Annotated in this window: 22 protein-coding genes; 9 read left to right on the top strand and 13 right to left on the bottom strand. The window is 49.2% G+C overall.

The window, feature by feature from the left end:
* Nucleotides 1–7 precede the first annotated feature (7 nt).
* The gene (locus LHF31_RS11005) at nt 8–979 is read left to right on the top strand and encodes a tyrosine-type recombinase/integrase (RefSeq protein ID WP_298010019.1); all 972 of its coding nucleotides are present in this window, start codon (nt 8–10) and stop codon (nt 977–979) included.
* A 90-nt stretch (nt 980–1,069) separates the two neighbouring features.
* Here LHF31_RS11005 and LHF31_RS11000 read toward each other — a convergent pair whose 3' ends face one another.
* The 6 genes from LHF31_RS11000 to LHF31_RS10975 form a co-directional block, all read right to left on the bottom strand.
* On the bottom strand, nt 1,070–2,317 hold the full coding sequence (locus tag LHF31_RS11000) for an MFS transporter (RefSeq protein ID WP_298004833.1): 1,248 nt from the start codon (nt 2,315–2,317) through the stop codon (nt 1,070–1,072).
* A gap of 131 nt (nt 2,318–2,448) precedes the next feature.
* Nucleotides 2,449–2,802, bottom strand: a complete 354-nt coding sequence (locus LHF31_RS10995; protein ID WP_298004830.1) for a hypothetical protein — start codon at nt 2,800–2,802, stop codon at nt 2,449–2,451.
* Nucleotides 2,786–3,910, bottom strand: coding sequence for a lipoate protein ligase C-terminal domain-containing protein (locus LHF31_RS10990; RefSeq protein WP_298004827.1), 1,125 nt, complete (start codon nt 3,908–3,910; stop codon nt 2,786–2,788). Before LHF31_RS10990 ends, LHF31_RS10995 begins: the two co-directional genes overlap by 17 nt.
* Nucleotides 3,849–4,529 carry a DUF5714 domain-containing protein gene (locus LHF31_RS10985; protein ID WP_298004823.1) on the bottom strand — a complete coding sequence of 227 codons (681 nt, stop codon included), beginning with the start codon at nt 4,527–4,529 and terminating at the stop codon, nt 3,849–3,851. The genes LHF31_RS10990 and LHF31_RS10985 overlap by 62 nt, the downstream gene beginning before the upstream one ends.
* A gap of 114 nt (nt 4,530–4,643) precedes the next feature.
* Nucleotides 4,644–5,975, bottom strand: a complete 1,332-nt coding sequence (locus tag LHF31_RS10980; protein WP_298004819.1) for a permease — start codon at nt 5,973–5,975, stop codon at nt 4,644–4,646.
* Nucleotides 5,976–6,052: 77 nt separating this feature from the next.
* Nucleotides 6,053–6,295 (bottom strand): thioredoxin family protein, encoded by a 243-nt coding sequence (locus LHF31_RS10975; protein ID WP_298004817.1) that lies wholly within the window; start codon nt 6,293–6,295, stop codon nt 6,053–6,055.
* Between the two features lie 383 nt (nt 6,296–6,678).
* Between LHF31_RS10975 and LHF31_RS10970 the strand changes: the two genes are divergently transcribed.
* Complete coding sequence (locus LHF31_RS10970) at nt 6,679–6,804, top strand: hypothetical protein (RefSeq protein ID WP_298004814.1); 126 nt, start codon at nt 6,679–6,681, stop codon at nt 6,802–6,804.
* Between the two features lie 11 nt (nt 6,805–6,815).
* A complete protein-coding gene (locus LHF31_RS10965) occupies nt 6,816–7,868 on the top strand; it encodes a YeiH family protein (protein ID WP_298004811.1) in 1,053 nt (350 codons plus the stop codon).
* Nucleotides 7,869–7,872: 4 nt separating this feature from the next.
* Here the strand turns inward: LHF31_RS10965 and LHF31_RS10960 are convergent, their stop codons facing one another.
* From LHF31_RS10960 to LHF31_RS10950, 3 genes are read right to left on the bottom strand one after another with little or no spacing between them, the layout of a single operon-like run.
* Nucleotides 7,873–8,697, bottom strand: coding sequence for a sulfite exporter TauE/SafE family protein (locus LHF31_RS10960; protein ID WP_298004808.1), 825 nt, complete (start codon nt 8,695–8,697; stop codon nt 7,873–7,875).
* Nucleotides 8,698–8,716: 19 nt separating this feature from the next.
* Nucleotides 8,717–9,571 (bottom strand): ABC transporter permease, encoded by an 855-nt coding sequence (locus tag LHF31_RS10955; protein ID WP_303774218.1) that lies wholly within the window; start codon nt 9,569–9,571, stop codon nt 8,717–8,719.
* Nucleotides 9,562–10,116 carry a PadR family transcriptional regulator gene (locus LHF31_RS10950; protein ID WP_298004801.1) on the bottom strand — a complete coding sequence of 185 codons (555 nt, stop codon included), beginning with the start codon at nt 10,114–10,116 and terminating at the stop codon, nt 9,562–9,564. Before LHF31_RS10950 ends, LHF31_RS10955 begins: the two co-directional genes overlap by 10 nt.
* Nucleotides 10,117–10,225: 109 nt before the next feature.
* On the opposite strand from LHF31_RS10950, the gene LHF31_RS10945 reads away from it, so the two are divergent.
* The 4 genes from LHF31_RS10945 to malQ are packed head-to-tail and all read left to right on the top strand — an operon-like array spanning nt 10,226 to nt 16,375.
* Nucleotides 10,226–11,365 (top strand): CinA family nicotinamide mononucleotide deamidase-related protein, encoded by a 1,140-nt coding sequence (locus tag LHF31_RS10945; protein WP_298004797.1) that lies wholly within the window; start codon nt 10,226–10,228, stop codon nt 11,363–11,365.
* An 8-nt stretch (nt 11,366–11,373) separates the two neighbouring features.
* A complete protein-coding gene (locus tag LHF31_RS10940; protein ID WP_298004794.1) occupies nt 11,374–13,338 on the top strand; it encodes an amidohydrolase in 1,965 nt (654 codons plus the stop codon).
* 15 nt (nt 13,339–13,353) lie between these two features.
* Complete coding sequence (locus LHF31_RS10935; protein WP_298004791.1) at nt 13,354–14,811, top strand: glycogen synthase; 1,458 nt, start codon at nt 13,354–13,356, stop codon at nt 14,809–14,811.
* Between the two features lie 28 nt (nt 14,812–14,839).
* On the top strand, nt 14,840–16,375 hold the full coding sequence (gene malQ / locus LHF31_RS10930) for a 4-alpha-glucanotransferase (protein ID WP_298004788.1): 1,536 nt from the start codon (nt 14,840–14,842) through the stop codon (nt 16,373–16,375).
* A 24-nt stretch (nt 16,376–16,399) separates the two neighbouring features.
* On the opposite strand, the gene LHF31_RS10925 is transcribed toward malQ, so the two are convergent.
* Complete coding sequence (locus LHF31_RS10925) at nt 16,400–17,341, bottom strand: DMT family transporter (protein WP_298004785.1); 942 nt, start codon at nt 17,339–17,341, stop codon at nt 16,400–16,402.
* Between the two features lie 114 nt (nt 17,342–17,455).
* Here LHF31_RS10925 and LHF31_RS10920 point away from each other — a divergent pair, with 114 nt between their 5' ends.
* The gene (locus LHF31_RS10920; protein ID WP_298004780.1) at nt 17,456–18,061 is read left to right on the top strand and encodes a superoxide dismutase; all 606 of its coding nucleotides are present in this window, start codon (nt 17,456–17,458) and stop codon (nt 18,059–18,061) included.
* A 39-nt stretch (nt 18,062–18,100) separates the two neighbouring features.
* Nucleotides 18,101–18,511 (top strand): ferredoxin family protein, encoded by a 411-nt coding sequence (locus tag LHF31_RS10915; RefSeq protein WP_298004777.1) that lies wholly within the window; start codon nt 18,101–18,103, stop codon nt 18,509–18,511.
* A gap of 80 nt (nt 18,512–18,591) precedes the next feature.
* Here the strand turns inward: LHF31_RS10915 and ppgK are convergent, their stop codons facing one another.
* From ppgK to LHF31_RS10900, 3 genes are all read right to left on the bottom strand, one after another.
* On the bottom strand, nt 18,592–19,341 hold the full coding sequence (gene ppgK / locus LHF31_RS10910) for a polyphosphate--glucose phosphotransferase (RefSeq protein WP_298004774.1): 750 nt from the start codon (nt 19,339–19,341) through the stop codon (nt 18,592–18,594).
* Between the two features lie 71 nt (nt 19,342–19,412).
* Entirely contained in the window at nt 19,413–20,261 is an 849-nt protein-coding gene (locus tag LHF31_RS10905) for a metal ABC transporter permease (RefSeq protein WP_298004772.1), read from the bottom strand.
* Nucleotides 20,254–21,096: a metal ABC transporter ATP-binding protein gene (locus tag LHF31_RS10900; RefSeq protein ID WP_298004766.1), complete on the bottom strand. Its 843-nt coding sequence runs from the start codon at nt 21,094–21,096 to the stop codon at nt 20,254–20,256. The genes LHF31_RS10905 and LHF31_RS10900 overlap by 8 nt, the downstream gene beginning before the upstream one ends.
* Nucleotides 21,097–21,178: the final 82 nt, after the last annotated feature.

Below are 21,178 nucleotides of genomic sequence, written 5' to 3'. Positions count from 1 at the left end.
GTGGAAAATGGCAAAATCCAATCTCTACCAAACCAAAACAATAACAAACATCATACCAGTCACGGAGGTTGGAAATATGCCTTTGCTGTCTTCTTGCATTGACGAGTTTTTGGAGTTTAAGCGAGCTCAGCGTCTGAGCCGTTGGACTTTGCTGGATTATGAAACCGTCCTGCGGCGATTTAATAGGGAAATTGGTGATTTTGACATAGATCATTTTGAAGGAAAGACAATTGCCCATTATTTGGCATCACTCGATTTGTCAAAAAAAAGAGTCAAAAACATTTACACAGCTCTTTCTTCTCTCTGGACATGGGCGGTTGAAATGGGATATTGCACAGTTCACATTATTCGCCAGATCAAGCCCCCCAAACCTGAAAAGCGCCCCATTCTCCCTTTCACCCGTGATCAAATTATGAATATGCTTGCATCTACCGATACCTCAAAGGAATACACTCGTCCGGAAAAACGTGCTTGTCGTAATCGCTTGAAGACCGGTGTGCGAGATAGGGCAATCATTTTATTGCTGTTAGATACCGGGATCAGAGCATCTGAATTATGTGGAATAAAGGTAAAAGATATCAAACCAAGCGGAATTTATATACACGGAAAAGGCTCAAAGGATCGCTTGGTGCCGATTTCAGAAACAACCCGCTCTGCGCTGTGCGACTATGTAGGAGAGCAAAAAGACAGGGAGAAATATGTATTCAAAACAGAGCAAGGGAATGTTCTTAGCCGAGACGCACTCAGATTGATTATTCGGCGAATTGGTGACCGGGCTGGTGTAAACGATGCTCATCCTCACCGATTCCGACATACTTTCGCAATAAATTTCTTGAGAAACGGTGGAGACGTTTTTACACTGCAAGCAATTTTAGGGCATGAAACCTTGGATATGGTTCGTAGATACCTGGCAATTGCTCAAACAGATATAGAGGGTGTACATCAGCGCGCCTCACCTGTAAAAGTCTGGGGGCTTTAATCCTCATAACCCGGAGGTCAGTGGTTCGAATCCACTCCCCGCGACTGGAAACAAAAGGCAGTCTGAAAAAAAGACTGCCTTTTTATTTATTCATCCGGACATGGGGGTGACGGGATTCTCTGACGCAGGGGCTTTTTCGGGTTTCATTGCCAGAAGATATACTCCCAGTAAAGCCAGATACACCACAAGCAGATAAACGGGGATCACTTCTAGGGAGATGCGCCGTGCCAGTATGCCCATGGTGGAGGGAATGACAGCAATGCCAAAGCCCGTGGCTGCCATTTGCAGACCAATGGTATTGGCAGCGTGTTGATCACCTACCCGAATTCTGGTGCCGGACATCATGGCAGGAAAAATTGGCGCAATGGAAATCCCAATCATTGCCACGGCGATTACATTGGCAATTTCTGCAGGATTCCAGATGAGTAAAGCGGCTCCCAGCAAAGCTCCGCTTACCCCTCCCAGCACCAGTTTATGGATTCCCACTCGATGAGCAACAACTCCCGCAAGAATGCGTCCAATGGTAAAGGTGAACCAGTAACTGCCGGCAAAGAAGCCTGCCAGGGTTTGATCCACCCCGCGAGATTCGGTCAACAGGGTATAGGTCCAGGTTCCCAGTGAGTTTTCTGCCCCCACATACAGGAAGAACAATAACACGCTCAACCACACAGAGGACTTGCGCAGTGTTTCAGAGATGGGAGTCTGGTAATCAGTAAGCCTCTTTTCTGGCTGAACTTGTTCGTGGGTGGATGGCTCGCCGTGACTCCGGTTCCACATGGGCAGGGTCAACACAAACCCGACTGCCAGAGCCATTTGAAAACCGCCCACGACCCAGTAACCAAATCGCCAGGTCTCCAGGGTGCTTAAGCCCAGAGTCATGATAATCGGCCCTGTGGTGATGCCTACGCCCCAACTGGCGTGCAACCACTGCATTAAGCCCTCGCCAAAATGGGCGGCAACATAGGTGTTCAGCCCTGCATCAATTGCCCCGGCACCCAGACCGGCAATCACGCCAAGCAAGACCATCATCCACCATTCGGGAACCAGCGTATAACCGATTAAAGCCAGACCGGTAAGGAAGCAACTGAGGGCAAGGACTTTTCCAACGCCCAGGCGAGAAAGCATGACACCGCTCATGAAACTGGATGCCATGTATCCGGCAACGGATGCTGTCAGGAGCATTCCAATAGAATCCAGAGGAATAGAAAAACTGTTGCGGATGGAGGGCCAGCCGACTCCGAGCAAGCCATCAGGCAAACCTAAGGCGATAAAGGCAATAAAAGCAAGAAGGACTATCCCGAGTCTGGGATTACGCTTCAATCTGGGCAAGATCTTCATTCAATATTCCTTAACGAAATTCTGCGATGATAGCAGGTTATGGGATTTTAGCAAGGAAAAGGGATACCCGTCAATCAAACCGTTCCCTGGGATGATCGATTGTTTTCCGGGAGAGGATTTGCAGCATTCTCTCATTCCCCGGATTTTCCAAGAATTTCCTGCACCTTTTTTTCAACGTCCTCCAAACTGGGAACTTCAAATGTGGAGAACAGTTCGCCGTCAATTACGACAGTTGGCACGGCTCTTCCCTTTGTGATGAGCGTGCGCATTTGCAAACTGGCTTCTTTGGGCTGGCAATCCTCTTCGGAAACATATTCTCTCATCTGTAATTCTTCGGGGACAAAATCAATCCCCCGGCGAAAAACGACCAGACGGGTTTCTTCCGGGTAACGGCGAACAATTTCTCTGAGGACCTCAAGCGTTTGTTCGCATTTGCGTGTAGGGGGAGTAGCAATGAGCACTTCTACTTTAACAATTTTGTCCATGTGTATCCTCCTGTTTTCGAGTAGAAGAAACTTCTTTCATTTCCCGGTCTATTTTGTGGATAAGATTGATCAGGGTCGCTCGCATTCCAGAGGGTAAAGCGGAATGTTGAATCAGAGTTTGGGCTTCTGAAACGGACTTGTCTGTCAAAGAGAGTTCCAGTTCTTCCAGCGGTTTGCGAAAACCCAGTAAAAAGTCCCCTGTAATAGCGATTTTTTGTATCTTCTCTCCTTCTATATCAGCAGAGACCACAACTACCCCTTCTTCTGCCCGTTCGGCAACGGTAATTTGATATTGAAGAGGAGAACCAAAGTTCCATGCATCTGTATTGTACTTTACCTTAAATAGATCGAGAGCAAGTTTTTCTTCCTCTGGAGATAAGGTTCCAGGTACAAGTTTTATCCCGAATATCTCGGAAAAATGTGTTACAAAGCGATCCATTACCTCTGAAACATCTATGGCACGTCTGGTTTCTTGCGTCAGAGAAGTCACCCGTTCGCGGATGGATTGAGCGGTTTTGCCTGCAAATTTAACTTTTGGGGGTTTTAAGGCTCGTTCCATTGCCTCAAAATTCATTTGTACCAGAAATGTCCCGCTTTGAACAAAGGCTCGATAGCAAGAGAACTGTGCGGAGCCGTAAATTTTGCGCTCGCCAACCAGTACGTCATTTCTTCCGCCAAAATGAGCAATGATCCCGTAATCTGCGCAGGTGCGAATGATTGGATTAGCAAACAGACGGTATAACTCGGTGTCACTTTGAGGAAAGAATTCTCTTGGGAAAAATGCCGAATAACAAAAACTTCCCATCTCATGGTAAACAGCACCGCCGCCATTCATCCGGCGTACAATCTGGATGCCATGGGCACGGCAGTACTCCACGTCCACTTCTGCCCAGGTATTCTGATGCACACCAACGAATACGGCTGGATACACTCGCCTTAACCGTAAGGTTGAGGGACTTTTTCCTTCATCTAACAGCCGCGCAATAGCCTCTTCGACGGCAAAATGATGTCGCGCCTCATGAATATCATCCTGAAGTAAACGCCACTCAGGAGACATAATACTTGCACCGTTCCTTTTTACATTCTGGATTCCGCCGGTAAAAATCACACTGGGGTGCTGTGGAGAGAGGAATATTCAATTCTCTCTGGAGAAAATGAGAAACCACCTCAAGCGTAAGATAGACGCTTTGCTTGCAGCAGCGGGGTCCTCCCGCCTCCGCAATAGCCATTAAAGCCTCTGCGGAGGCTCGTAAGGCTAACGAGCGTTCCCGATCTTTTGTAAACGTTGCCCCGGTCAATATGGAGACAACCGTTCCTGCTCCGATGGCGGCACCGCATTCCCCGCGTGTTCCACACACTCCCAGAGGAATACCTTTGGTTCGCTCTATGGCTGACTCGAGTCGACCTGGATTCAAGGGGCGAATCCCCGTATTCCTCAATGCCGATAATACCACAGCCGGAATAAGGATATGATGCTGAGGGCTGTGCATGATGGACATGGGGTGTTTCATGATTAAATTTGCAATTTTTGCCGGATCTTTCTCCCGGGAGCCTTCACATACACGCTTAACCACCTCGGGCCAATCGGCCAACTGACAGTCATCGCAAGTAAAATGGCCCTTGGGGCATAAATAGAGTGCCGGCTTTTCCTGCTGGCAAAATGTACAAATCGCGGTAATATCTACCTGCGATAACTCTTCGCCGCAGATGACGCAAAAGTAAGTCATGGATACACTCCTTCAGTAAAAGCGGTTCCCTTCGGTATCCTGTTGCGATACCAAAGGGAAGATTCATTCAGATAGAAAGAAAGCCTTAACACACTCTCAAGAAGTGTTTGCCTCCTATATTCGGGAGATGAACATTCCAAATAAATATCCAGCAAGTGTGCTCAACACGGCAACCAGCGATACGTATACTGCAGTTTTCTTCTTGCCCATGACTCCATTCAACACCAGAATAGATTGTAAAGATAATTCTGGATCGGCAAGCAGGTAAGCCAGAAGAGGACCGCGTGCCATGCCAAGGTCAAGGAACATCTTTGCCACCGGAACTTCCACCAGGGTTGGGAAGTACATGAAGACACCGAACAACACGCCCACGACATTTGCCAGAATGGTGTTTTGACCGGCAATGGTTCTCACCCATGTTTCCGGGATGATCACTTTTGCCATTCCTGCAACAAATACCCCGACGATCAACAGAGGGAAAATTTGTTTGACGAACTTCCACGTTTCCCAGATCCAGCCACTTAATTCCTCTCTTGTGAATGAGCGGCTGGCAACAAGGACCACGCCGAGCAGGAGGATCATTTCACCAATAAAGCGCCCGTTGATACCAATCACCAGTGATCCCAACTCTTCTTTGGGCGCAGCAATCAAAATGGTCAGCCCGATCAATGCCAGAGCGGCATATGTCCAGCGAGAGAAACCTTCAAAGATATTCTCGAAGCCTTTCCATGAGGTTAATCCAATGACAATCAGCATCAAAATCAATAGACCGCCCTGAACGGTCAAATTGAGAGAGGAGAGCCATCCCCCAATGCTTCCAGACCATTCAAAGGGGATGTGAATTCTGGCATAGACCTGAGTCAATCCTTTGACCTGCAGAGTGCCAACAATCAGAATGGCAATAAGTAGCCCGAACATGATCCAGATGGCTGGTTTGATTTTTGCGCGCTGGTCAAACACGCTGTTTTCTGCCATTTCAGCCGCTCGAGTATTTTCTTCTTTGCGGAAGACCCATGCCATGATTAAGCCGATGATGATGCCAAAGGCAATCGAAAGAATCAATCGCGATGCAGCGATATCGAAACCAATAGCCGCCCCGGTGTAGGAAAGCGCAAGAATGTTGATGGCAGGACCCACAAATAGAAAGGTAATCGCAGGTCCCAGCCCTGCTCCCCGTCTCCAGATACCGGCAAATAATGGCAGAATGGTGCAGGAACAGACAGCGAGGATAAACCCTCCAATTGCAGAAACCGGGTAACTGATCCACTTGGACGCCTTGGGACCGAGAAATCGGGTAATGGCTTCCTTGGGAATCATTGAACTCATGAACCCGGCGATGATGAAGGCAGGTACTAGGCAAAGAAGCACATGAGCGGCAAGATAATCCAGTAAACTTGTCCACCCAGACCAGAGAAGTTGAGAGAGATAACTTAAAACCGATTCCATGGTATCCTTCTGTAATTATTCGCTGTTTTGAATGTCTTTACCCAAAAAATATGGGCAGAAAATCCTGCCCACGGGCTTTAAGCAGCCGATTTTAACCACTCAGCGATTTCTTTCTCTGAGGGAATCCTTCCAGAAGAGACCAGTTTGTCATTGACCACCAGACCCGGAGTTGAGAGGATGGGCCATTTCATGATCTCATTGAAATCGGTCACTTTTTCAAATTCTGCTTCGACACCTAAATCACCTGCTACTTTGCGTGCTAATGCTTCCAGACGTTTGCAATTCGAACAACCTGATCCGAGGATTTTGATGGTTAACATAATCTCTCCTTCTTGTTTTAGGCTAATATGAGTCTCAACCATTTTTCGTTGCCTGGTTTGGCTGATTGTATTTCAACCGGCAACAAATAATATTCGAGAACACGAATATTATTATATCGGTTAAAAAATTAACGTCAAGCATTTAGATATGACCTTCATCCGGTCTTTCAGGGAGAAAAATCCCCCTATTACGTATATGTGAATTTCCAGTCTCTGCAGGGATTTAGCATTCAAAAGCATAGATAATGTGAGTCTTGTGTTCTGTCAATTTTTATTCGACAAATTACCGTATCTTTGCAATTCCCTTACACTGGTACTGTTTGCTCTGACTGGCGCAAATACAAAGACTATAATTCTCGACACATCAAAAAGAGGAGCAGGATATGGTCTCTCGGAAATTTTCCTTCCTCAAGAACGAGGATTGGCTGGCAGTAGTTCTTGCCTTTGGGATCATTCTTCTTTCAGTCTTAGGGTGGATTGGCAAACACGGTTTGCCCATTGTATTCTAAGGAGTTAAGAAGTGGAAAGAAAGTCAGAATCTCTCTCCATTTTATCAGGCTTGCTGGTGACACTACTGCTGGGATGGGTGGCCTGGCGCCTTACCCGCTGGATTTATCCTATGACCCTTCCCTTTCAAATCCCCGGGAAAGCGCTGGAATATCCTATGTGGGCAGCGCTGGTTGGGTTGCTGGGTGGATTTATACTCAGGAAGTTTGGCAAATACGAAGAAATCAAACCAGGCATTCGTACAGAATTGTTTTTGAAGGTGGGTTTGATCCTCCTGGGCGCAGGGATTGACCTGAAAATTATCCTCCACGCCGCTGCAGGAGCAATTGTTCAAACTCTGATCATGATAACGTCTGTCTTCATGTTTTCCTGGTGGATTACGGGAAAATTGGGGCTGGATGAGAAACTACGCGCAGTGCTGTCCTCTGCCGTTTCAATTTGTGGAGTCTCTGCTGCCATTGCCGCGGCAGGCTCTGTGCAAGCCAAAAAAGAACAGGTGACTTATGTGGCTACCCTGGTAATTCTGGTGGCTTTGCCCATGATGGTGATTTCTCCATTAATTGCCCAGGCTCTGCACCTTCCCCAGGCCGTGGCGGGAGCATGGTTTGGCGGCAACATTGATACCACTGCGGCGGTAGTCGGCGCCGGTACGATTTTTGGAGAAGAAGCCCAGAAAATTGCCTCTATCGTTAAGTCCACCCAGAATACCCTGATTGGTCTGGTAGCATTCCTCCTTGCCGTATATTTTGCCCGTAAACAGGCAGGTGAGGGTATTCAACCCAGCCCGCGCCTGATCTGGGATCGTTTTCCCAAGTTCGTCTTGGGATTTGTTCTGGCTTCGGTGCTGTATTCTTTAGGCTGGATTGATGGCGGCAAAGGCACGGCAATTGATGCGTTGAAAAACTGGTTCTTTACCTTTGCCTTTGTTGGAATGGGGATGGACTTTTCGCTAAAAGAACTCAACGCCATGGGAATACGTCCTATCATTGCATTTATCATTATCACAATCTTCAATACCCTTCTGGCGCTGGGCGTGGCGTGGGTGATTTTTGGAGGGATGTTCTAACGCACTACAGTTTGAAGTCAACTTTCTGTGAATTCTGGGATTGGTGATGGTGTATAAACATCCGCACAGCAGATGCGATCAGTACCAGTCCCAGAATCACTTTCAGCCACTGTCCGGAGATTGTTCCAACCAGAATTCCCCCTAAAATAGCCCCGGCAATCGAACCAAGTCCCATTGGACCAATCAAGGTGTACCATTCTTTTCGTTCCCGGTACAAACCTTTGCGGGTGTAACGAATAATGCCAGTAACGACGGTTGGTAAACTGATCATTAAACTGGCAGTGCCCGCAAGTTTAACATCGATTCCAAAGATAAAAATCAGGGTAGGAATGATTAATTCTCCCCCGGCAACCCCCAGTGTACTGCTGACCACTCCGATGATCGCGCCGCAGAGGATGCCGACAATTCCCTGTACCCATGGCGAGGCTTGAAGAAGATGCCCGACAGGAAAAGAAAAAACGCCTTCTATCAGAAGCAAAACCCCAATCAGGATCAAAAAGTATCGTATGAGTGCTTCCAGCCGGTGCAGGGGGATTTGGCTGATCCACCCGGCGCCTAAAAAGGCAAAAACAACCCCGCCCAGAATGAGAGTGCCAATTGGAAGCCAGAGAGAGGCGTAAGGAAATTCGGGCAGAACTTTTAAGCGGATGAAGAGCGAGGAGACAAGAGTCATCAGGCTGATAGCCAGATTAATCGGCACAGCCTGCCTTGCGGAACGTTTGAATACCCCCACCAGAACGGGAAGGCGGAACTCTGCTCCGCCGAGTCCAATCAACCCGCCTAACAGTCCGATGGGGATAGCAACGATGAGAGCAAAAAAGGCATCCAAGGGGCATTCCTGTTTGAGTTTAATCTGAAGTTGAGGCGTGCAAAATGCTTTTGAGCAAAACCAGAATTCCAAAGGAAATGAGAACAAGGATGGCAGAGAGGGTTAGAGCCGTTTCCAGACTGGTTTCGAATCCAATGTAAATGGCAACTGGCATGGTTTGAGTGCGCCCGGGCAGGTTCCCCGCAAATAAAATCGTTGCGCCAAATTCACCGATGGCTCTTGCCCATGTCAGTACCAGTCCACTGAGGATGGCTTGCCATGAAAGAGGGAACACGATATAACGTAAAATCTGCCAGCGGTTTGCGCCATCCAGCGCGGCGGCTTTGCGAATTTCGCAGTCAATACTGGCAAACCCCAGCGCCGCGGATTTTACATAAAGGGGAGAGGCAATGAAAAGTTGTGCCAGAACGACCGCTATGGGGGTAAAGGGAATTTGAATGCCCAGTAACGAAAGGGATTGCCCCAGCCAGCCATTCCGTCCAAAGGTCAGCAACAGAGCGACGCCAGCAACGGAAGGCGGAAGCACCGAGGGGAGTTCAATCAAGGTTTCGATAATTCGGGTTAAGGGCGAACGCCTGTGGTAAATCAAATAGGCAAGGGGTGTTCCGACAAACAATGTCAGTCCTGTGGTGGTGGTTGCCGTTGCCAGACTCAAAGAAAGTGCCTGAAGGGCTTGTGGGGCTTGCAGAGTTCTCCAGATTTCGGTTGGAGTCAGGTGGAAGAAAATGCTTCCAATGGGCAGAAGAAGAAACAGCAGGAGTGGCAGGGCTAATACTTTCCAGAGGTGTTGAACCCACTGTGACCATAAGGGCGGGACCCTCTCAACCTGGGTTGGAGAGAGGACTTTTGTTGCCGGGAGGGTGGTCATGTCCATTGCTCTTCGCAAACCTGATGGAAAGTTTCAAGCCATTCCAGAGTTGCTTTTAATTGACGAAGGCGCAGGTCAATTCCCATGCGGTTAAATACTTGCTCTGCCGGGCATTCTTCTAATCGTTTTTTCAAATGCTCTAACGATTGATAAATTTCCTGATATTGTTCCTGAATCAGGCGCGAGTATAAATCTTCGGAAATCTGGGTGGCAAAGAACAGCCGGGAGATGAATTCCATCCGCAGGGCTCTGGCGCTCCCCGGGGTAGGGGTCATTAACCAGGTTTCAAAGCGTGCTTTTCCGCTTGGGGTGAGAGTAAACACCTGTTTGTTGGGTGTGTGATTCTCTTCCTCTCCCGTAACCTGCTGAATATGTCCCTGTTGTTCCAGACGTTTTAAAATATTGTAAACCTGGTTTTGCGGAAGGGCCCATACTTCTCCCAATGTGCCATTCAGCCTCTTATGAAGATCGTATCCATGAAGAGGCTGAAAATACAGAAAACCCAGTAAGGGATATTCAGGGGAACTATCACTTGCTTTCCGGTGCCTCATACTCACTAAATGAGTATATCATAAGAAAATGGGAATAGTAAAGACTCTGTGATGTTGAACTTGCGAAGCGATAGAGCATACACTACAATAAGGCAAACAAAGAGATTCTATGCCAGTAGCAGAGATTGTAACCATTGGAACGGAACTTCTTCTCGGGGAAATTCTGGACACGAATACCCGTTTTCTGGCGCGCGAGTTGCGGAATTTAGGGATTGATTTATACCGTACCACCACCATTGGAGATAACGAGGAACGGATTGCAGGAATCCTCCGGGAAGCATTGTGCCGGGCAGAGATTATCATCACTACCGGGGGGTTGGGACCTACTGTAGACGATCCAACCCGGCAGGCAGTTGCCCGTGCTCTTGGGGTAGAACTGGAATTTCACCCGGAATTGTGGGACCAGATTGTAGAACGTTTTCAAAAATATGGTCGTCAGCCTTCTGAAAATAATAAAAGGCAGGCATTTATTCCCCGGGGGGCAATAGCCATTTCCAATCCGGTGGGAACTGCACCGGCGTTTATTTGTGAGGTGCAGGATCGATGTATCATTTGCCTTCCAGGGGTTCCCCGTGAGATGGAGTTTCTGTTCCAGCATGCTGTGATGCCTTATCTCAAACAACGCTATCAACTCCACAGCGTCATTCAGGTGCGGGTGCTTCATACGGCAGGTGTGGGAGAGTCTCAACTGGATGACTGGATTGGCGATCTGGAAACATGGTCCAACCCAACTGTCGGGTTACTTGCTCATCCGGGACAATGTGATATTCGGATCACTGCCAAAGCGGATACATCTGAGGAAGCCGCCCGTATGATAGCAGAGATGGAAACGCTGGTGCGCCAGCGTTGTGGGGAGGCGATTTTTGGCGCAGACGGGGAGACGCTGGAAGCCATTCTTGCGGCCCGGCTCAAACAAGGAGAAAGGCGAATCCGTATGGTTGAGATGGGGCTGGATGGGGAATTGTGCACACGTCTGAGACACTCTCCTCTGGATCCTTTCTGCACCTGTCAGGTAGAAAGCACCGAAGATGGCTTTTCCCCTCCTTCCCCGGAAGAAATGGAAAGCCGTGATATTTATTACATCGTGTCTCTTGTCAAACATCTGGATTCGTTTTCTCTTCATCTGGAGATTATGACCTGTGAGGTTCATCGGACAGAACAACGCCAGTTTGGCGGTGCGCCTGCACTGGTGAAGACCTGGGCTGCAAATATTGCCCTGGACTTTCTGCGCAGATTTCTTTCTGAGTGAGGAAAAGAATGGAACATGTAGATTTGCTCTTAACCAATGCTTACGTGTTGACGATGGATCAGGAATTGCGTCAGATTCCTGATGGGGCGGTGGCAGTTCAAGGGGATCTCATTGTAGCGGTGGGTGAAAGAAAGGATCTGGTGCAAAAATATCAGGCAGCCCAGATTCACGATTGCCAGGGGAAAGTGCTCATGCCGGGTCTGGTGAACGCCCATACCCATGTGCCGATGACTTTATTGCGTGGACTGGCAGACGATTTACGTCTGGATGTGTGGCTCCTTGGGTACATGATGCCGGTGGAACGCGAGTTCGTATCGCCGGATTTTGTCCAGTTGGGAACCAAAATTGCCTGTGCGGAAATGATTCGCAGTGGTGTGACAACTTTTGCCGACATGTACTATTTTGAAGAAGATGTTGCCAGGGCTACCGCTGAAGCAGGCATGCGTGCCCTCTGCGGACAGACGGTGTTGAAATTCCCCAGCCCCGACGCCGGTTCTTATGAAGAGTCATTAGCCCTTGCGCGGGATTTTATTGAGCGCTGGAAAGGACATTCCCTGATTGTGCCGGCAGTGGCTCCCCATGCTCCCTACACATGTACAGATGAAATTCTTCGAGCCTGTGCTGAACTGGCGGCAGAGTTTGATGTTCCCCTGCACACCCACCTGAGTGAAACCGCTCAGGAAGTGGAAAACATGCGCAGGGCAGAGGGCATGCCGGTCATTCCGTATGTCAAAAAACAGGGATTGTTTGAAGCCAAAGTCCTTGCCGCACATTGCGTGCACATTGATGAAGGGGAGATGCGAACGCTTTATCACGCCCGAGCCGGTGTCGCCCATAACCCCTCTTCGAACCTCAAACTGGCTTCGGGAGTAGCCCCTGTTCAAAAAATGCTGGAAGTTGGTTTAAACGTCGGTATTGGTACGGATGGGCCGGCTTCGAATAACGATCTGGACATGTTTGAGGAAATTCGACTTGCCGCGTTTTTAGCCAAAGTTTCCACTGGCGATCCGACTGCCTTACCCGCACAAACAGCGTTGTTAATGGCAACCCGATTGGGGGCACAGGCTATGCACATGGGAGAATGGATTGGCTCGCTTGAGCCGGGAAAACGCGCCGATTTAATCCTGGTAGATATTTCTCCCTTACACAATTCCCCCCGCTTTTCTCGTGATCCCAATGGGGTTTACTCGCAATTAGTCTATGCCTCCAAATCGACCGATGTCACCGATGTGATGGTCAATGGGCGCTGGTTGATGCGTGATCGACAACTGCTGACATTGCAGGAAGAAGATCTTCTCAAAGCGGGACAGGAATATGCCAGACGTATCGATATTTTCCTCATGAACCGTGAGCAATCGGTGCTCTCCAAATTAATTGCCATTGGCGGGGCAATGGAGGAAGAATCCTTTGAGATTCAGGTTAAAGTCAAAGTGGATGACCTGGAGCCTACCCTCAAAGCACTGCAACAGCCCTTGATTGAAATTGAAAGGAAAAGGCACTATCGGGAATACGACACCTACTTCTTCTTCAGCGATCCTGAACAGGGAATTTTACGTTATCGTGAAGATGAATTTATTGACGAAAAAGGCAATGTCACCAATGTGCGCACTCGCTTGACCCTTATTGGCACGCATGAGCACCACGCCCAATCGGTCATGCTCTCCCGCAGTCGTTACCTTGCCCCGGCTACCCATACCTTGCGTTTCTATCGGGAATACTTTAAGCCGATTCGTGAGGTGGAGATTCAGAAAGACCGCCTGCGTTTCTTGATTCATTATAAGGATACGGAATTCTTTGTGAATCTGGACACCATTGTCCAGCCGGAGTTGGGAAAGTATCTCGAAATCAAATCCCGTACATGGAGCCGGGCAGATGCTCAAAAGAAAACCGCGCTGGCGGTGGAATTGCTCTCGGTGCTGAGCGGTGGTAGAGGTGAGCCTGTCACGGTAGATTATATCGACATGATAAAATGAATGAAAGGATAGAAAATGGCACAACCATTTCGTGTTTTGATGGTCTCGGCAGAAGCGGATCCCTTTGTTAAGGTGGGCGGGTTAGGAGATGTGGCTGGATCTCTTCCCAAAGCGCTTCTTGCTCTCCCTCAGGATGCGCTGGGGGAATACGCATTGGATGTTCGATTGGTTTTGCCTTTTCATTCGGTTATCTCCCGTGATGTAGCGGCTCCGGAACCGCTGTTAACTGTTCAGATTCCCAGGCAGGATGGCGTTGTAGAAGCGCAGGTTTACACTTCCGAAATGACCGGATTCCCGGTATATCTCATTGATGGTGAACCGATTTCCAGAGCCAGCACCGTTTACAGTCTGGATTCGTATCAGGACGCTGAAAAGTACATCTTTTTCTCGCTGGCAGTGCTCGAAATGATCAAAGCACTGGACTGGAAACCTCACGTCTTCCATGCTCACGACTGGCATACCGGAATTGCGGTGTATGAACTCAGCAGACGCCGGCATCAGGATGATTTCTATCGCGAGATAAAGAGCCTCTTCACCATTCACAATCTTCCATATATGGGCGCTGGCGCAGAAAAAGTGTTGCCTGAATACCACATTCCACCCAGCAGTGATCACCGTTTGCCGTGGTGGGGAAAATCTTTACCCCTTCCTATGGCACTTTCCGCGGCTGATTTTCTCAATACGGTCTCGCCCACATATAGCAGTGAAATTCTTACATCGGAGTTTGGCTGTGGTCTGGAAGATTTTCTGCGTTCTCGTGCTTCTACCTTATTTGGCATCTTGAATGGACTGGATACCCAGATCTGGAATCCGGCAGATGATCCCTTTATCCTGCGGAGATATACTTCTGAAAACCCCGAGGCTCGTTTGACAAACAAACAAGCCCTTCTTGATTTGCTTAGCCTGGCACCTGGAGAAAAGGCGCCTTTGTTTGGGCTGATCGGGCGATTCGATCGTCAGAAAGGCATTGATCTGGCTCTGGATGCCCTGCGCATGATTGCTGAAATTCCCTGGCAGGCGGTTCTGCTGGGAAGCGGTGACCCTGTGATTGAAGAAAGAGCGCGAGATCTGGAGAGGGAATTCCCGGACAGATTGCGTGTAGTTATTCGCTTTGATATGAAACTCTCGCATCAGATCTATGCAGGTGCCGATATGCTTCTCATGCCGTCAAGGTACGAACCTTGCGGGCTGGCTCAGATGATTGCCATGCGCTATGGTTGTATTCCCGTGGCAAGAGCCACCGGTGGATTGAAGGATACCATTTTTGATATCCCCGACCTTTCGATGAGTACCGGATTTTTATTCAAAGAAGCAACCCCCGAAGCACTGGCAGAGGCGATTCGGCGTGCTGTTGTGGCATTTGAAGACCCGACAGGGTGGGAGAGGCGTCAGCGCAACGCCATGGAGCAGGATTTTTCCTGGAGCCGGTCAGCGCTGGAATACTATCGCCTATACCGGCTTTTGTGGTTATAATTACCCCGATTTTTTTGAGGAGTAGATCATGAGCCTCTTTAAGCGTTCCTCTGGAATTCTTTTACATCCAACCAGTTTGCCGGGACCGGACGGAATGGGTGATTTAGGACCCGAAGCCTACCGGTGGGTGAATTTTCTGGCTGAGTCGGGTTGTTCACTCTGGCAGATATTGCCTTTAGGTCCCACCGGTTTTGGCGATTCTCCCTATCAATGCTTTTCGGCTTTTGCAGGCAATCCGTATCTGATCAGCCCGGCGCTTTTGCTGGATGAGGGATTATTGACCAGCGAAGACTTTGCTGACCGTCCAGAGTTTCCTGCCAGTCACGTGGATTATGGGCCTGCCATCCAGTGGAAATTGACACTTCTCGATCGGGCGTATGCACGTTTCAAACGTTCCACATCTCAGAAACGAAAGAGCGCTTTTGAGGCTTTCAAAGAGGAGCAGAGCGCCTGGTTGCTGGATTTCAGCCTCTTTATGGCCATTAAAGAAGCCCACGGTGGCGCCTCATGGGATTACTGGCCCGAGTCTTTGCGAAAACGTGATCCAGAAGCCCTGCGCGCCTTCCTTCAGTCTCATGAAGTAGATGTAGAGCGTCATGCCTTCCGCCAGTTCTTATTCTTCCGACAGTGGCAGGCGCTTCGTCAATACGCCCATGAAAAAGGCATTCAAATTATCGGGGATGTCCCCATATTTGTGGCGTATGATAGCGCTGACGTTTGGGCTCATCCCGACCTCTTTTATCTGGATGATTCTGGAAAGCCTACGGTGGTCGCAGGGGTTCCCCCAGATTACTTCTCTGAAACCGGGCAACTGTGGGGAAACCCGCTTTACCGCTGGGATTACCACCGGGAGACGGGTTTTGCCTGGTGGATAGAGCGTCTGAAAGCCACCTTTGCCACGGTGGATATCGTCCGTCTGGACCATTTCCGTGGTTTTGCCGGATATTGGGAAGTTCCCTATGGGATGCCTACTGCAGAAAAAGGCAGATGGGTACCCGGACCTGGTATCGCCCTGTTTGAAGCCATCCGCAATGCGCTGGGGGGGCTGCCAATCATCGCTGAAGATCTGGGAGAAATTACCCCGGACGTGATTGAATTGCGCGAACGCCTGGGTTTGCCGGGTATGAAAATTTTCCAGTTCGCCTTTGCGTCCGATGCTGATGATCCTTTCCTGCCGCACAATTACGTTCAAAACTGTGTTGCCTATACCGGAACCCATGATAATGACACAGCCATTGGCTGGTATAACAGCGCGCCTGAAAAAGAACGGGATTTTATTCGCCGCTACCTGGCACGTTCTGGAGAGGATATTGCCTGGGATATGATTCGGGCTGTGTGGAGCAGCGTTGCGGTCTTTGCACTGGCTCCTCTGCAGGATTTCTTGAGATTGGGAACGGAAGCCCGTATGAATTACCCGGGGCGTCCATCAGGAAACTGGGGCTGGCGTTATGAAGCCCACATGCTGGATGAATCCCTCAAGAACCGAATCAAAGAGATGAACTATCTCTATGGGCGGTTGCCCGAACACATGAAACCCCCTAAAGTGGTCAAAAAGTGGACATAGCAAAAAATGAGCGCCGGGAGGCGCTCATTTTTTTGCCGGGAAAGAAGTCAAGCCAACTCCTGTCAGAATGATGATCCCACCGATAATCTCCAGCGCATTGGGAAACTCTTTCAGAATCAAAATTGCCAGAATAGATGCTCCAATTGGCTCCATCAGAATGGTGAGAGAGACAAATGCCGCTGGAAGATAGCCCAGGGCGTAGTTATAAGAACTGTGCCCCAACAATTGAGGAATGACCGCCAGCCCGAGCAGGTACACATACATCATCGGGGAGAAACCGAATAACGTTTGTCCTGTACTCAGTGCAAAGGCTAAAAGAAGGATCGCTGAGATGCCGTATACAGTAAATATATAACTGATAAGGGACAATCCACTGCGCACTCGCCTTCCCACTACCATGTAACCTGCTGCCATCCAGGCGCCAAGCAAGGCAAGGAAATTCCCCAGAAAGGCTTTCCCTTGAAAAAAGGAGGCAAAATCCGGACAGGAAATTTCCCAACCTTGCCAGGTGCATCCCTGAGCCAGGCTAACGATCACTCCACCGGTCACCCCGATAAACAGTCCAATCCAGGTTCTGATACCGGGATGTTCTTTGAGAAAGAACGGAGACATCAAAGCCACCCATAGCGGTGTGGTTGTCACCAGTACAACCGAACTGGTGACGGATGTTAATCGCAGAGAAGTGATCCAGAAAGCAAAGTGAAATGCCAGGAAAAGCCCGCCCAATCCCATGGCTTTCAGAGAAGAGCGGGGGATGGAAAGCCATTCCTCTCGTTTTTGCCATGCCAGTGGAAAGAGAAGCAACACCGATAAAATCATCCGGTAAGCAGCGATGGTTAAAGGACCAACTTCCTGCTGAACCAATCGAATCAGTATGGAGGCGGTGGATACACAGAAAACCCCAATGACCAGAACAAGATAGGGAGGAAGACGCGGGGATGTAAAAGGTTTATAGCGAGCAGGCATAAATAAATTTTGACAAACCTCATCTTATTGGTTAGAATATGTGTGGTATTCTCTCAGGGGAAATCCCTGAATTTCGTATTTCAACCTGACCCATTATATATTATGGAGGACAAAATGGCGTTTCAACTTCCCCCTCTCCCCTATGCATACGATGCACTTGAGCCGTACATAGATGCTCGAACCGTAGAACTGCACTACAGCAAACATCACATGACCTATTTGAACAATCTCAATGCAGCGCTGGAAAAATTCTCACAATTTTTTGAGTGGCCTCTGGAAAAAATTCTCAGTCATCTTGATCAGATTCCCGAAGAGATTCGCACGACCGTGCGAAACAATGGTGGCGGCGTTTTCAACCATAACATCTACTGGGCAATCATGGGACCTGACCGTGGTGGCGAGCCGGTGGGGAATTTAGCCCGAGCGATTGAGAAAACCTTCGGCTCATTTGCTGCTTTCAAGGAACAGTTTGAAAAAGCCGGTCTGGGACGCTTTGGTTCTGGATGGGCATGGCTGAGCAGGAAATCCGATGGTCTTCTGGTCATTCACTCTACTCCCAATCAGGATACCCCCCTGGCAGAAGGTTTGTTCCCAATCATCGGTGTGGATGTGTGGGAACACGCATACTACCTGAAATACCAGAATCGCCGGGCAGAATATCTGGCAAACTGGTGGCATCTGGTGAATTGGGAAGAAGCGGAAAAACGGTATAATGGATAATAGATTCCTGAAAATTTCCTGATACCAAAGGAGGAAGTCATGACCCATGTAATCACCAGTCTGTGCCTCCGGGATGGAGGCTGTGCAACCGTTTGCCCGGTCGAATGTATTGTCCCGGGACAACCCGTTGAGGAGTGGCCCTGGTACTACATTGACCCGGATACCTGTATTGATTGTGGGGCTTGTGTCCCGGAATGCCCGTGGGAAGCCATTTTCCCTGAGGATGAAGTTCCTGCTCAGTTCAAAGCCAAAGAGGGACAGCGCATTTCGATGCCCGTGGGTACCCCCGGTTTTGATCAGGTGTATGATGGTGTCAATCATGATGGCGATCCAGTGCATCTGGAAGCTACCCGGGTTCTGCACGCTGGCGAAGTTGTTGATTTAACCCCTGCTATCGAAATCAATCGGGAATTCTTTACAAAAGGTCCTGGTTATTCTGCCGGAAAGTAAACTCTTTGCTGCGAATAGAATAAACACAATCAGGGCAAATACCCGCCCTGATTGTGTTTTCATATGAAATTTGACAGGAGTTAAGACGATGCGCCTTTTGTGTGAGCGTACCAGGCCGCACCTACAATCCCGGCTAAATTTCCTAACTTTGCGGGAACAAATGGCGTGCGCAAATTCAGGTAAGGGAAGAACTTTTCATGGTTTTTGATGACCCCTCCGCCGAGGATGAACAAATCGGGCCAGAACAGGGCTTCGAGGCGTTGGAGGTGTTCGTTCAAGCGCTTTGCCCATTCTGCCCAGGTCCAATCTTTCCGCTGACGGGCAGCATCCGATGAACGCCGTTCTGCATCCTTTCCACGAATTTCGATATGCCCCAGTTCCGTGTTTGGAACCAGAACCCCATCGGTAAACAGGGCTGTACCAATCCCGGTACCGATGGTGATCATCAGTACAACACCCCTGGAATAGTCCTTTCCAGCCCCGAAGGTCATTTCTGCCAGCCCGGCGGCGTCTGCATCATTCAAAACAGAGACCGGGCAGCCGCTTTTTTCGCTGAAGAGATTTCCCGCATTCATTCCGATCCACGAGGGGTGGATATTTGCGGCAGTTTGCACAACCCCATATTTGATGGCGGCCGGAAACCCTGCCCCAACGGCATTTTTCCACTGAAAGTGTTCAATGATTTGCGCCACAACCAGTGCTATTTCTTGGGGTAATGCGTTTTCAGGGGTGGGTAAACGATATCGTTCTGCAGTCAATTGTCCGGTTTCCACATCTACCGGCGCTCCTTTGATCCCGGAACCGCCAATATCAATTCCTAATACTTCCATTGCCCGGCCTCCCATGAATGTCGAATCTTAACATTCATTATACACACGTTAGGAGAAACACAGGCTTTCCATTATTCAATTTGCTTGCTTATCCGCTGCCAGAGAGATTGTCCGCTCCATACCAGGAAAAAGATCAATGTGGTGGTCAGGACAATTGCGGCGCCCGAAGCGATGTTCAGATAATAGGAGAGATATAATCCGGTTATACCAGAAAAAGAAGCGATGCCCGAAGCCAGAGCCATCATCACCGGCAGGCGTTTACTGAGCAGATAGGCTGTTGCCGCAGGGGTGATCAGCATGGCAACCATCAGCGCCACGCCAACTGTTTGTAGTGAAACCACGATAGAGATAGCAATGAGCACCAGCAGGAGATTTTCTAAAAACCGTACCGGTAGACGCAGTGTGATTGCCAGCACGGGATCAAACGAAAGCAGGACGAATTCCTTGTAAAACAGGAAAATCAAGCCAATCACAACCCCGCTGAAGATGAGAATGAGTTGGATGTCTGTTGGGGTGACACCCAGAATATCCCCAAACAGGAAATGAGCCAGGTCCACGGTGTAACTCCGCACCGTGGAAATCAGGGCAATTCCCAGAGCAAACATCCCCGCAAAAATGATTCCGATAGCGGTGTCTTCGCGAATCCGGGTAGAACGGGAGACGGCTCCAATGGAAAGTCCGCTGACCACAGCGGTTCCCAGTGCCCACCAGAAAAGCACCTGACGGTCGCCTCCGCCCATCAGGTATCCCACTGCCAGCCCCGGGAGAATGGCATGGGCTAAGGCGTCGCCAAAGAATGCCATCCCTCGCAGGACGACAAACGAACCAACCACTGCGCAGACGATACCAACCAACACTGCTGCACTGATTCCACGCACCATAAATGGATATTGAAGAGGTTGCAGAAACCACTCAAGCATGGAAATGGTCTCCTTCCTCGCAACAGGTGTCTTCCATTGCCCAGGTGCCTTTTTCGGTGGGAATCAGACTCAACTGTCCACCGTAAGCATAAAGAAGGTGCTCGGGGAGAAGTACTTCCGAGGGTTTTCCTATGGCAATCAGACGATGATTCAGTAAAAGAATCCGGTCAAAATATTCTGATGCAGTTTTCAGGTCATGCAGAGCCACCAGAACGGTAACATGTTTTTCTTTGAGAATATCGAGAATGTTCAGAATTGCCTGGCGAGCGGGGAAATCCAAACCGGTAAACGGTTCATCCATCAGGATGAGTTCTGCCTCCTGTGCCAGGGCACGGGCAATAAAAACGCGTTGCTGTTGCCCTCCGGACAACTGGCGGATTTGGCGCTTCGCATAGTCTTGCAACTGAACCGTTTCCAGCGCCTGAAAAACAATTTCCCAGTCCTTTCTGGTGGGACGGCGGAGGAAGCCAATTTTGCCGATTCGTCCCATCATAACCACGTCGGCTACATTTACCGGGAACGACCAGTCCACCTGGTTTCTTTGCGGTACATAGGCAATACAGATGTGTTTCCCTGGTTCGTTTCCATACACTTCGACCCGTCCCTCGCTGGGAGGTAATACGCCGGCAATAATCTTGAAAAGGGTGCTTTTACCAGCACCGTTGGGTCCAATCACTGCCAGCCTTTCGCCTGCCACGACATCGAAATGAATATCTTCCAGTGCGGTCCCGTTCGAATAAAAAAGGCTAACCCCTTTCACACTGACAATCGGCTTTTCTGTCTGATGGGGAAGGTGAGGAGGGAAGAAAAAGAGTCCCTGAGTAGATTTTGCCATCAAGTTCACCTTTTTCGCTTTTGACTCGTAACAGGGAGGGAAAGCCCTGCTTTCCCTCCCCTTCAGTACTGGTTGTGCACCT

Source organism: Anaerolinea thermophila, from assembly GCF_020723905.1.
In the GTDB taxonomy this organism is placed as follows: domain Bacteria; phylum Chloroflexota; class Anaerolineae; order Anaerolineales; family Anaerolineaceae; genus Anaerolinea; species Anaerolinea thermophila_A.
This window is presented reverse-complemented; position numbering and strand designations above follow the sequence as displayed.